The 12,431-nt window shown below is 68.9% G+C and carries 7 protein-coding genes; 3 read left to right on the plus strand and 4 right to left on the minus strand.

Annotation, left to right across the window (positions count from 1 at the left end; translation table 11 throughout):
- Positions 1-178: 178 nt before the first annotated feature.
- Together LzC2_RS05305 and LzC2_RS05310 are read right to left on the minus strand one after the other, a co-directional pair.
- Positions 179-3,142 (minus strand): PVC-type heme-binding CxxCH protein, encoded by a 2,964-nt coding sequence (locus LzC2_RS05305; protein WP_171184525.1) that lies wholly within the window; start codon positions 3,140-3,142, stop codon positions 179-181.
- A 59-nt stretch (positions 3,143-3,201) separates the two neighbouring features.
- The gene (locus LzC2_RS05310) at positions 3,202-4,605 is read right to left on the minus strand and encodes a hypothetical protein (protein ID WP_206678568.1); all 1,404 of its coding nucleotides are present in this window, start codon (positions 4,603-4,605) and stop codon (positions 3,202-3,204) included.
- Positions 4,606-4,876: 271 nt separating this feature from the next.
- Here LzC2_RS05310 and LzC2_RS05315 point away from each other — a divergent pair, with 271 nt between their 5' ends.
- The 3 genes from LzC2_RS05315 to LzC2_RS05325 all read left to right on the plus strand — a co-directional run bounded on the left by LzC2_RS05315 (position 4,877) and on the right by LzC2_RS05325 (position 9,335).
- Positions 4,877-7,174: a hypothetical protein gene (locus tag LzC2_RS05315; RefSeq protein ID WP_171184527.1), complete on the plus strand. Its 2,298-nt coding sequence runs from the start codon at positions 4,877-4,879 to the stop codon at positions 7,172-7,174.
- Positions 7,175-7,476: 302 nt separating this feature from the next.
- On the plus strand, positions 7,477-7,938 hold the full coding sequence (locus tag LzC2_RS05320) for a protein tyrosine phosphatase family protein (RefSeq protein ID WP_171184528.1): 462 nt from the start codon (positions 7,477-7,479) through the stop codon (positions 7,936-7,938).
- Positions 7,938-9,335, plus strand: coding sequence for an MBL fold metallo-hydrolase (locus LzC2_RS05325; RefSeq protein ID WP_171184530.1), 1,398 nt, complete (start codon positions 7,938-7,940; stop codon positions 9,333-9,335). The genes LzC2_RS05320 and LzC2_RS05325 overlap by 1 nt, the downstream gene beginning before the upstream one ends.
- 180 nt (positions 9,336-9,515) lie before the next feature.
- Here LzC2_RS05325 and LzC2_RS22110 read toward each other — a convergent pair whose 3' ends face one another.
- The gene (locus tag LzC2_RS22110) at positions 9,516-11,456 is read right to left on the minus strand and encodes an outer membrane protein assembly factor BamB family protein (RefSeq protein ID WP_171184532.1); all 1,941 of its coding nucleotides are present in this window, start codon (positions 11,454-11,456) and stop codon (positions 9,516-9,518) included.
- Between the two features lie 56 nt (positions 11,457-11,512).
- On the minus strand, positions 11,513-12,430 hold the full coding sequence (locus LzC2_RS05335) for an AraC family transcriptional regulator (RefSeq protein ID WP_171184534.1): 918 nt from the start codon (positions 12,428-12,430) through the stop codon (positions 11,513-11,515).
- Position 12,431 lies beyond the last annotated feature (1 nt).

Consider the following 12,431-nt stretch of genomic DNA (forward strand, 5'->3'; position numbering starts at 1 on the left):
ACGGGAAAGTGGAGTTCTGGACGGAGTGAAACCGAGGACTTCGTCCGCAGTCTTCGACGGTTCGCCTCCGCCAGCGACGGTTTCTCCACGCGGAAGTCCCGCCGGTTGGGGGTTCAAAACTCTTCGGGGTCTCATCGCCGAAGGAGGTGCGGGGGCGGCGGCGGGCGAGAGCCGTTCCTCAGGGCGAACCTTCCAGGAACGCGAACAGGTCGGCCATCTGCTGCGGGGTGATCTCGCGTTCGAGTCCCTCCGGCATCAGCGACAGGCCGCTGCTTTGGAGCAGCACGATCTCCTCCCGGCGGACGGTCAGGTCGGGACCGTCGACGCGGCGGAGCGTCACGCCGGTCGCCGATTGCTCCGCGATCAGGCCCGTGTGCGTCCGGCCGTCCTTGAGCAGCGCCACGTAACTGAGGTACTCCGGGTTCGCCTCGCGGTTCGGGTCCAGCACGTTGACCAACAGGGTCTCCCGTCCGCGGGCGGTCGCAGCCACGAGGTTCGGGCCGATCGTCGTTCCGTCCTCCCCCACGCGGTGACAGCTCGCGCAGCGCTTGAGGAAGACCGGCCGGCCGGACTCGGGGTCGCCCGGACGGTCGAGCGCGGCGCCGTACTCGGCGAGGACATCGTTCCGGTCGCCGACCTCCGTCTTCGCGAGGATCGCGTCGATGCGGGCGGCGGTCTCCGCGTTCACCGCGATTCGGTGCAGCCGCAGCCGTTCGGGGTTCCAACGAGAGCGGGGCGCCTCGCCGGACTCGATCGCGGTCAGCAGGGCGTCGTTCCACTGGATGCGCGACAGCAGCGTGTCGAAGACCGCATCCTGCAACTCCGGGCCGAGGCTGGGCCAACGCCGCACCAACTCCCCCCCGATCGAGTCGTCGTTTGTCGCGGAAAGCGTTTCGAACGCCGCGCGTTGGACCGCCGCCGGCTCCCGCGGGTCGAGGCGGTCGAGCAGCCGCCGGACGTCCTCCGGCGAGGCGCCGGCGGCGAGCGTGCGGATCGCGGCGACCCGCTCGTCGAGCGGCCGGTCCGGGGCGTCGAGCGTGCCCCGGGCCGTCGCGAGCAGACCTTCGAGGATCCCCGCCAGGCCGTCGCCGGCGGCGAGTTCGTCCGCGACCGGGTTGCGGGAGTTCTGCAGTCCCCGGGTGAGCTGCGTCAGCACCGTCGCGGCCCGCGAATCGGCTTGCGGCGTGCGGGAGGCCGCCTGCAATACGGCGGCGACCTCGGCGGGGTCCGCCTGCCGGCCGATCAGTTCGGCCAGCGCCCCGACAGCCCCCTCCGTCCCTTCGCGGGGGGCCGCGGCGAGCTGCGTTGCAACGACTCGGCCGGCCCCCGTCGACAGGGAGCTGAACGTCGCGAACCGCATCCACGGGTCGTCGCCGAACCGGGTGAGCAGTTCCGCGGCGATCGGCGCCCGCCAGCCGGTCGGGAACTCGCCGATCGTGAAGGCGAGCTGGAACCGCACGAGCGGATCGGGGTCGTCGACCAACCGCGTCAGTTCCTCGCGGACCGGCGTCGACCGTGGGAACCGCTCCGCCAGTCGCAGGGCGAACGTGCGGACGCGGGGATGCTCGTCCCGCAGGCCGGCGAGAACCGCCGCCTCGTCGAGCAGACCGAGACCGTCGATCACCGCGAGCGCGTGCAGCCGGCCGAGCGGGCGGTCGCTCGTTTCCAGCAACGTGCGCAGCGGACCGAACGCGCGGGGGTTCTGCCGTTCGTACAGCAGTCGGGCGGCGGTCTCGCGGTGCCAGCCGTTGTCGTGGGCCAGCAGGGCGACTAGCTCGTCGGTCGCGGCGCCGGAGAGCGTCGGTGCCGGCCGGTGCGCGTAGTCGTCGGGAACGATCCGATAGAGCCGTCCCCGGTCGCGGCCGCTGGTGAGATCGAGATGCCGCTTGATGCTGTCCGGCAGCGACTTCGGGTGCTCGATCGTCTCGCGACTCATGTCGAGGACGTACAGCCCGCCGTCCGGGGCGTTGGCGAACTGCACCGGCCGAAACCAGATGTCATCGGAGGCGAGGAACTCGGTCGCTTCGTCGATGCGGCGGGCGATCGGCACGACGCCCTCCCCCTCGAACGTCACCGCCTTGCGATGCACGAGGTTGCTGCCGACGTCGGCGACGAAGGCCCGCCCGCGTTCGGAGGGCATCGCGTCCCCCCGGTAGATCGTGGCTCCGGTCGCCCCGGTGAAATAGCCGGCCGGCGTCCCCCCGCCCTCAACCGGGCCGGGGGCGGCGCCGGCGACCCGCAGCCGCGTGCGGAGCGTCCGCCACGGTTCGACCGGGCTACGCCGGAACACCGGCGCCTGCGGCCCGTCGGCCGCGATGCTGTGCCGCACGCGCGGCGCCGTCAGCTCGGGGAATCGCGCCGCGTACCGCGGTTCATAGACGACGTACTGCAGGTGGTCGCTGTTGGCGCTGCTGAACTTCCGGCCCCAGTCGTCGAAGCCCATCCCGTGCTGGGCGCCGCCCGGTTCCGCTCGGAGGTCGAGGGTCCGGGGATCGAACGAGAAATCCCGTCCGTCGAGGGCCACGGGGGTCATGTCGGGCACGTCCGAACGGACGACCGTGCCGCCCGCCGTCCCCGTGGCGCCGTGGATCCGGTTATCGAGTCCCCAGCGGAGGCTGTTCATCAACCCCTGCACGTTCGAGCGATCAAACCCCTCGAAGACGACCCGCCGCTCGTCCGCCCGGCCGTCGCCGGTCGTGTCCTTGAGGTAGAGCATCAGCGGCGGCGTCCCCACGAACACGCCCCCGTCGTAGGCGATCACGGCCGTCGGCCAGGAGAGCCCCTCCGCGAACACGGTCGCCTGATCGAACGTGCCGTCCCGGTCCGTATCTTCCAGCAATCGGATGCGTCCGAGATGGGCCTTGTCCTGCTCGGAATAGTCCCGCATTTCGACGACGTAGAGCCGCCCGTCGGCGTCGAAGCTCATCGCCACCGGGTCCGTCACGAGCGGTTCCGCGGCGACCAGATCGACTCGGAATCCCGGCAACGTCTGGAGGGACTTGAGCCCCTCCGCCGGCGACCGTGGGGGGATGCGGGGGAGCTGGGCTGCGTAGTCGTCGGCCTGTGCCTGTGTGGGCTGTACATCGGCGTCCTGAGCCGTGGCCGCTGAGGCGAGGCCGATCGCGGCGCCGAACGTCAGCATCGCCGCGGCGATCCGGGACGGGGGGGCGATCCGTCCCGCATATGTTCGGACCGGTCGCATTATTCCTCCGCGGCGGGTGCGCGGTCGGCGGCGGGCGCTTCGAGCAGGTCGCGGATCGCGTCCATCAGGAGTTTCTCCGCCCCGGGGTCGACGTTCGAGGCCTGCTCGCTCGTTTCGTAGCCGCCTTCGTCATAGGCGACGGCCGTGCCGATATAGCCGGGGCCGTAGTCCCCGTACGCCGCCATTGCGACATGCAGGTCGCTCCGCATCGCTTTGGCCGCCAGTTGATATTCCACAAACAACTCCCCCGGCAGGTGCAGGACGCGGGCGTCGCCGACCGTCAGGCAGCTCACGTCGATCGTGTGCCCGGATTCAGCGCGGAGCAGCCAGGCGAGTTGATCCGCTTCGGCGATATAGCCGCTCGCCGGCTCCGTCTTGATCGACTCGATCAGCGCCTCCCGGTTCAGGTGATCCCCGGGCGGCAACGTGACGGGCACGGTTCGCCAGCCGACATCGCCCGCCCGCAGCGGGACTTTCTCGACATCGTCCCAAGCCCGCTCCATGCCGTCCGCGAGCCGGAGGGCGAGCGTCATGCGGTTCCGCTTGTCGCCGTCGTTGTATTTCCCCGCCCCGATATTGCCGCCGGCCCCGTTGAAGTGGACGTGCAGCGCCGCCGGGACGGACTGGCCGCGGACGAACCGAGCGATGCCGGGGAAATCGGAGCTAGGCACGCCGGTTCGGTAATAGCTCTGCGGGTGACAGGCGTAATAACTGAGCACGGCGACCGGCTCGTCTCCGTTCCAAAAGCTCAATAGCGAGACGTCCGGATCGATCACGCCTTCGGGCAAGGCTCGCAGCACCGGGTCGCGCGTCGTGGTATATCGAACGGCCCGCACCTTCCCGTCCGCACCGAGGATGCGGCGGTTGGAGGCGACCTTCTCGACCGCCGCCTCGCCCCAGCCGTACGCGGTGATCGGCCGGGCGCTGGGGATCGCCTCGTGGACGGCGGCGGCGACGCGACGGAGCACCTCGCGCGGGAACCGGCTGTCGAACCGTCGATAGTTCGTCACGCCGAGGTCCGCGAGGATCCGCTCGGCCGTGAAGTCGGCCCCCGGGGCGTCGTGCTGGTGCAGCGTATGGACGGCGACGCGGTCCGGCGTCGTGCCCGCCGCGGCGGCTAATTGTTCGCGAAAGGCGTCGTGGGCTCCGTTGGCGATGCCGATCCAGTCCACGGCGCAGAGCACGATCGGCGCGTCCGCCCCCAGCAGCACGAGGCCGCGACAGCGGAGCGTCAGTTCGTCGACGCGTCGCACCGGGTCGTACGCCATCTGCGCCCCGACCGGCGGCGTGGCGTCGACGTCGAACGTCGCCAATCGGAACGCCGTCTCCCCGGCTCGGAGCGCCCCGATCGGAGCGGCGACCATCATCCACGTGGCGACGAGCGCGAGGGCGAAGATCCGCATAACGAGACGCCGCTGAAGTGGATGACTGACCGATCCGCCCGCCCGTTCCTCACGCTAGGTCTCGCGGGGGAACGGCACAACCGCCCGCGGATCGCGGCCCGTGGACGACGCGTGCCGCGCCCCGATCGCCTCTCTCCCGGTCTTCTTACTGGTCCACGGGATCAAAACGGGACCGTATCGGCCCTCTCTCCGCTCGGTCGCGTCGCGGCGGCGGAGGCGATCCAATGGTCCCGCGTCTCCCGCCGGTTTCCTCTCAGCCCGCCCCTCCGCCATGCGCCGTGTTCTGCCGGTTCTGTTCCTCGCGGCGGTCCTCGGCGGGGGAGCTTCGGCGGCGGGAGACGAGGTCGATCTGCCCCGGGGCGATCAGCCCCCCGCGCTCGCGATCGATCACTTCCCCAGCCGATTGCATGCGGTCGTTTGGCGAAACTGGCCGATCCTGCCCGCGGACCGGATTGCCCGCACGGTCGGCGCCGAACCCGCGCAGATTGAAGCGCTCGCCGCGTCGATGGGTTTGCCGGCGAATCAGCCGATCCCCGATCGCTTTAAACCGTACTTCTACAAGACGGTCCTCCGCCGCAATTGGCACCTGTTGCCGTACGATCAGTTATTAACGTTGCTGGAGATGGACGCGGAGGAACTGGCCTTCCTGCTGCACGAAGACGACTTCCTCTATAGTAAATTCGGACGTTCCAAGCCCCTGTGCGAACCGGTTCGCTGGCGGGCGCCGAGCGAGTCGGAGCGGCGCCGGGCCGCGGAGATTCGGGACCTCGTCGCCCAGCGGTTCGGCGATCTATCGTCGCCGACCGGCGACGCCCGCTTCGCGTTTATCGACGATCTTGCGGCGCCGGTCGCCGCGACGGGCGCCGGCGATCCGGTCAGTCCCAGTAATTCGGCGCCGGCGACCGGGGGGCCGCGGTTCCTCTATTCCTATTTCGCCGTCTATGGCGATCCGCTGCTGGACCCGGCGGTCGACCCGTATCCGGAAGGCCTGCTGCAACGATTGGCGGCCCGGGGGGTGAACGGCGTGTGGCTGCACGTCGTCCTGCGGCAACTGGCGCCGGGCGGCCCGGACTTTCCCGAATTCGGAAAGGACCATGAGCGTCGGCTGGCGAACCTCCGGCGGCTCATCGAACGGGCGGAGCGGCACGGCATCAAGCTTTATCTCTACCTCAACGAGCCGCGGGCGATGCCGCTCTCGTTCTTTAATGATCGCCCGGACCTCCGCGGCGTGCAGGAGAATGAGCTGGCGGCGCTGTGCACCAGCGATCCCCGCGTCCGGGACTGGATGCGGAACGCACTGACCCATGTCTTCCGCGAGGCGCCCGGGCTGGGCGGCGCGTTCACGATCACCGCCAGCGAAAACCTGACCAACTGCGCCTCGCACGGCCGGCACGCGGACTGTCCGCGTTGCGGCTCGCGGTCCGCCGCGGAGATCATTGGGGAGGTCAACGCCGTCGTCGAACAGGGGGTACACGCGGGCGATCCAGAGGCCAAGGTGATCGCCTGGGACTGGGGCTGGAACGGGCACGGTCTCGCCCCCGACCACATCGCGCAGCTCCCCCGCGACACGTGGCTGATGTCGGTCAGCGAGTGGCATCTCCCGATCGAGCGCGGGGGCGTCGAGAGTCGGATCGGCGAGTATTCGGTCTCCGCGGTCGGCCCCGGCCCCCGGGCGACGGAGCAGTGGAAGACGGCCCGTGATCGCGGACTGCGGACCGTGGCGAAAGTGCAGGTGAATAATTCCTGGGAGCTGTCCGCGACGCCGTGGCTGCCCGTGCCGGATCTGGTCGCCGAGCACGCGACCCGGCTGCGAGACGCGGGCGTCGACGGCGTCATGCTGAGCTGGTCCCTCGGGGGCTATCCGTCGCCGAACCTGGAGGTGATGAATCGCCTGCTGACGGACAAGACCGCGGCGGCCGAGGACGTGCTTCAGCAAATCGCGGTCGATCGTTACGGCGACGCGGCCGCTCCAAACGTGCGGCGGGCCTGGACGGCCTTCAGCGAGGCCTTTCAAGAATATCCCTATTCGGGGGCGACGGTGTATCGGGGGCCCCAACAGATGGGCCCGGCGAACCTCCTGCACGCAGCGCCGACGGGCCGGGCGTCCACGATGATCGGCTTTCCCTATGACGATCTGGACGGCTGGCGCGGCCCCTACCCGCGGGACGTCTTCATTCAACAATTCGACAAGCTGGCCGCCGGCTGGCAGGTCGGGCTGGACCGCCTCGAAGCGGCGGCGTCCGTTGCGGCGCCGGATCGGCGAGCGGTCGTGGAGGAGGATCTGCGGTTGGCCCGCGCCGCCCATCTGCATTTCGCCAGCACGGCGGCGCAGGCGCGGTGGATCGCGCTTCGGGATCGGTTGTCGTCGGACGACACGCCGGAGACGCGCGAGCAAATCGCCGCGACGCTCGACGCCGAAGACGCGTTCGCCCGGCAGCTTTACGACCTGACGCGGGCGGATTCCCGCATCGGCTTCGAGGCTTCGAACGCCTATTATTATCTTCCGCTCGACCTGGTGGAAAAAACGTTGAACGTCGATTGGATGCGCCGGCGGATCGCGGAGCGGTAATTCGCTACTTCCGGCCCCCGACCAGGGGCGCGTCTCAGGTTCGATGTCGTGTCTCAGGCGGCGTGGGGAGTCCGTGGGTTGCGGCGGACGTCGTCGGACTCCCCAGCGGGGCGCCGGATTTCTGCGGCCGTTAATTCGTTGTGGATGCAGCCGTTCCCGCTGTCGTGATCCCGCTTCGATCTCCGGCGGCGCCAAGTCCGTGCGAGATCCCCCGATCCCCCGGGACTTGTCGATCCCCAATATCGGAGCGCTCCGAAGCGTTAGCGTTTCCTGTCCGCCGATTCCCCCCCTGAAAGTCTCCCATGCAGAACCTCATGAAAGTCAACGACGACGTCACGGTCGGTCCGCAGCCGAGCGAAGCGGAACTGGGCGAACTCGCCGGCGAGGGCTTCAAGACCGTCGTCAACTTCCGCACCGACGGGGAGGAGGATCAACCGCTCTCCCCGTCCGCCGAGGGCGACAAGGTGCGGGCCGAAGGGCTGGAGTACCTCAACGTCCCGGTTTCGATAGACTCCATGGGGCCGGATTTGGTGGATCAATTCCGCCACAAGTACGCCGATCTGCCCAAGCCGGTCTTCGCCCACTGCAAAAGCGGCAAGCGGGCCGGGGCGATGGTGATGATGCACGTCGCCGTCGAACGCGGCATGAGCGGCGAGGAGACGCTGAAGCAGGCCGAGGAGATGGGCTTCGAGTGCGATCAGCCGGAGCTGAAGGACATGGTCAAGAACTACGTCGACGCCCGCACCGGAAAGGACGGTGAGTGATGCTCGTGCTCGAACAGATCAACACCCCCGGTATCGCCCAGCTCTCCTACCTGATCGGCGACAGCGGCGCCGGGACGGCCGCGGTGATCGACCCGCGGCCGGACTGCGGGATCTATCTGGAACTCGCCCAGCGGCACGGGCTGTCGATCACCCACGCGATCGAGACCCACATCCACGCCGACTTCCTCAGCGGCAGTCGGGCTCTGCGGGCGCGGCTGGGCGGGAACGTCACGGTCTGCGTCAGCGGCGAGGAGGACCCCGACTACGGCGACGAGGTGAAACGCCTGCGGGACGGCGACCGGCTCACCTTCGGCGACGTCACGCTGACCGCCCGCCACACCCCCGGCCATACGCCGGAGCACCTGGCCTTCGAGGCGGCGGACGGCGAGGACGTCGACGCCCCGTGGGGCGTCTTCAGCGGCGACTCGCTGTTCGTCGGCAGCCTCGGCCGGCCGGACCTGCTCGGCGAGGAGGAGACCGAGGAGCTGGCTAAGAAGCTGTTCCGCACGATGCGGGACTACTTCCGCAACCTGGACGACGGCGTGCTGGTCTACCCCGGCCACGGCACCGGCAGCGCCTGCGGCGCCGACATCGGCGATCGGCCGGTCACCACGATCGGCCGGGAGAAGCGGGAGAACGACGCCCTCAACATCGACGACGAGGACGCGTTCCTGGAGTTCGTCAAAGAGGGCGCCCCGCCGGTGCCGGCCCACTACCCCCGGCTGAAAAAGGCGAACCTCCAACCGTACGACCTCGCCCACGAACCGACCTGCCCGCCGCTGTCGGTCGATGCTTTTCAGCAGCGGAGCGAAGCCGACGACGTGCAGTTGCTCGATACCCGGGACATGCTCGCCTTCGGCGGCGGGCATATCCCCGGGTCGATCAACATCGGCGACCGCGACGAACTGAGCGTCTGGGCCGGGGACATGCTCGATCCGGACCGGCCGCTGTTGCTCGTCGCCTACGACGACCGGCAGATTCCGGAGCTGGTCACGCTGATCCACCGCGTCGGCTTCACCGATTTCGCCGGCTATCTCGCCGGCGGGATGACCGCGTGGAACGGCGACGGCCTGCCGCTGGCGACGGTCCGCGAGCTGAGCGTGAACGAGTTGAACGAGCGCCGCGGCGACGTGCAGGTGCTCGACGTCCGCAACGACGGCGAGTGGAACTCCGGCCGCGTGCCCGAGGCCACGCACTTCTACGTCGGCGAGATGCGCGACGGCGACCTGCCGGACCTCGACAAGCAGTGCCCCGTCGCCTGCTATTGCGGCAGCGGCTACCGGGCCAGCATCGCCGCCAGTCTGCTGAAACGCGGCGGCTTCGCGGACGTCGCCAACGTCCCCGGCAGCTGGGGCGCTTGGCGGGCCCAGGAACTGCCGGTCGAGGGCGGCGACTAGGCCGCGGGGTCTTCTATAACGAAAACCGAGCCGGCGAAGTTCTCTCCGCAGCCCTTCGTCACAGCACGGCAGCCCCAGATCGACCCTTCAACCGGCGGACCGTTCGGTTCGCGTACTCGCCGATCGCCGCGACGATCTCCGCCTCCCGGCCGGCCAGCGCCCGTGGCCGCGCCGGGGGGTTCACTCTGCTTTCACGTTGTAGCAGAGCAACAATCCCTGATCGCGGACGTATAGCTTTCCGTTCGCCACGACCGGGTGAGCCCAGGCGGGGAGGGAGGTGCGGTCCGGTTGGTCGAACCGGCCCTTGACGATGAGTTCCTCCCGTGACGGCTCGATCAGAAGCAACTCGCCCCCTTCGGCCCGCAGGTAGAGCCGCCCGTCTGCCATCACCAACGACCCCTTGGGGGCGTCGCGGTCCCGCCACAGGACGTCGCCGGTGGCGAAATCGAGGCAGGTCAGGAACCCGCCCTCGTTACCGCCGTTCGCCCCGTACAAGGCGCCGTCGGTCACGATCATGCCGCCGTGGTGGTTCTGCATCTCTCGGGCGAAGTACACCTCCTCGGCCTTCACGCCGCCGCCCGGCTCCTCGATCAGTTTCGCCGCTCCGCCGCCGTTGCCGTAGGCTGAGGACGCGAACAGGATGCCGTCTCGGTAAATCGGCGTCGAGATATTAATGCCCATTCGGTTGGCCGGGGCGGCGTACCGCCACAGCAGCTTGCCGTCGGACGCGGCGACGCCGACGAGCGCGTCGGAGGTGAGTTGCACATATTGCCGCTCCCCCTCGAAGTCGATGGCGATGGGCGAGGAGTAGGCCGCTCCCGAGCGACCGCCGCCGAAGCCGCCGAATCCCCCACGGCCGCCACGACGCTGGCCGGCTGGGGCGCCGGCGGGAGAGGCGCCGCCGAAGTTCATGGTCCCCGGATTGCCTTGGCCGCCGACGAAACCCTGATCCGCCAGCCAGACTCGATCTTCGGAATCCGTGAACGGCGTGGTCCGTCCGGCGTTGATGCGAATGGGAGCGACGTTTTCTGCGTCGTCTCCCCGCCGGATGATCTCGATCGCTTTGATCGCCGGGTTCTCAACCTGACGGGTGAACGTCACGTCGAGCCGACCGTCCATGATTTCGACGGGCACCGATTCGATATACGCCTTATCGCGGCCCCCGGCCTTCTCCCAGATGTCGAAGTCCTCGAACTCTTTCCCCTCGACATCGAAAGAGAAAACCCGCTCGCCGGAGCCCGTGATGCCCGCGTAGGTTTCCGCGAAATATAGTTTCACGAGGTAACTTCCGTCGGGAATCTCCTTCTGGAAACCAGTCATCCCCCAGCGTTCGCTCTGGAACAGGGCCGAGTCTTTCGTGCCGGCGATTTGCGGAGCCGAGTTCCGATCGTCGCCCCGACGATCCGCCGTTTCCGCTTGGGGCGGCCGGCCAGCGTCGCCCCGGCTTTCGCGGCCATCGGGGGCGGAACGAGGCGAAGCCTCACCGGCCGCCTGATCCGAGGCCGAGGGCGGCGACGTCTTCCAGATCGTCTCGCCCGTGAGCTTGTCCAGCGCCGCCAACAATGCCTCCGGTCCCCCGGGCGTGCAAACCACCTTGTCGCCGTCGACCAGCGGGGATTCGCGATAACTCCAAGTCGGGGCGACGCCGCCGAAGTCGTCGACCAAGCTGCGCTGCCAGAGAACGTCCCCGCCGTCGACGCTCAGACAGGCTAGCCTCCCGCCCATCCCGAGGACGTACAAACGGTCGCCGTCGACCGTCGGTGTACACGCCGGCCCTTCCTGGGACTGCGGCACCCGCTGCTCGACCGCGTCGCCCAAGGTCGTAATCCAGATTTCCTCGCCGTCGGCTTCGGACAACGCCCAAACGATCTCCTTCCCGTCGCGGGCGCTCATCCCGAAGATCCGCCCGTCAGCTACGGCGGGCGCCGAATCGCCGCCGCCGAGTCCTTCGACCCGCCACGCCAGCGGCGGGCCGCCCTCGGGCCACTCCTGCAGCAACCCGGTCTCCTGCGAGACTGCGTCGCGGTCCGGCCCCTGCCACTGGGGCCAGTCGAACTTGTCCGCCCCGACCGCCGGAGCGGCGAGGCAGAGCACGGAGGCGAGGAAAGCGGGCGTTCTCACAGGATCTGTCTCGACGGGGGGATCGGCGGGGGACGAACGATTGAACGGAGCCGCGATCAAGCGGCGACGGGGGCGCTCGGTTCGCCGCGCAGGCGGTCGACGTCGCGCTTGGGCGGGAGACCGAACTGGCGTTTATATTCGCGGTTGAACTGAGAGGCGTCTTCATACCCGACGAGGGAGCCGGCCTCGGCGGCGTCCTTGCTTTCGTCAAGCATCAGCCGGCGTGCCTCCTGGAGCCGCAGCCGCTTCTGGAACTGCAGCGGACTCATTGCGGTCGCTGCTTTGAAATGGGCATGGAAGCTGGAGGGACTCATGTTCAATTCGCCCGCCACGTCGTCGATACGGAGCGTCTCGGCGAAGCGTTCGTTGAGCAGAGCGATCGCCCGGACCATGCGGGGCGACCGACCGCCGACCGTCGTGAGATGTCGCAGCCGCTCCGCCTGGGCGCCGATCGACAGCCGGAACACGATCTCCCGCATCACCAGCGGGGCGAGCGCCCGGTATTCCCGCGGCCGATCGAGGAGACGCACGAATCGAACCACCGCATCGAGCAGATCTTCGTCCAATTCGCTGACGTCGATGCCGCTCGGGATCGGCCCGCCCCGGGCGGGCGGGGCGCCGGACTCCGCCAGCACGGAGGTGACGAGCGAAGATTCAAGCGGGAGACGCAGGCTGAGGTACGGCTCTGCCGCGGAGGCCTGCACCACCTGCCCGCTGACCGGCAGTTCCATCGTGGTGATGAGGTATCGGGCCGGATCGTAGCGAAACTGAGAGTCGCCGAGCCGTACTTCCTTGCTGCCCTGAGCAATCACGCAGAAGCACGGCTGAGCCACGGCGTGAAAGACTTCGCCGGCGGCGGAGGCGCGATTAAAGAAGACGCCCGGGCCGACTTCCGTGCGGCCGTCCTCGGGCATCGCGTCCCTGATGCGAAACGCGAGTTCCGCGTGGTGGCGCCGGAGGCGTTCGGAAGACATT

Source organism: Alienimonas chondri (assembly GCF_013036045.1).
Classification (GTDB): Bacteria; Planctomycetota; Planctomycetia; order Planctomycetales; family Planctomycetaceae; genus Alienimonas; species Alienimonas chondri.

What these genes read in the sequence shown, in the direction of transcription:
- LzC2_RS05310 (WP_206678568.1), bottom strand. Translation starts at nt 4,605, where the DNA reads ATGCGGATCTTCGCCCTCGCGCTCGTCGCCACGTGGATGATGGTCGCC.
- LzC2_RS05315 (WP_171184527.1), top strand. Translation starts at nt 4,877, where the DNA reads ATGCGCCGTGTTCTGCCGGTTCTGTTCCTCGCGGCGGTCCTCGGCGGG.
- LzC2_RS05325 (WP_171184530.1), top strand. Translation starts at nt 7,938, where the DNA reads ATGCTCGTGCTCGAACAGATCAACACCCCCGGTATCGCCCAGCTCTCC.
- LzC2_RS05335 (WP_171184534.1), bottom strand. Translation starts at nt 12,430, where the DNA reads ATGTCTTCCGAACGCCTCCGGCGCCACCACGCGGAACTCGCGTTTCGC.
- LzC2_RS05305 (WP_171184525.1), bottom strand. Translation starts at nt 3,142, where the DNA reads ATGCTGACGTTCGGCGCCGCGATCGGCCTCGCCTCAGCGGCCACGGCT.
- LzC2_RS05320 (WP_171184528.1), top strand. Translation starts at nt 7,477, where the DNA reads ATGCAGAACCTCATGAAAGTCAACGACGACGTCACGGTCGGTCCGCAG.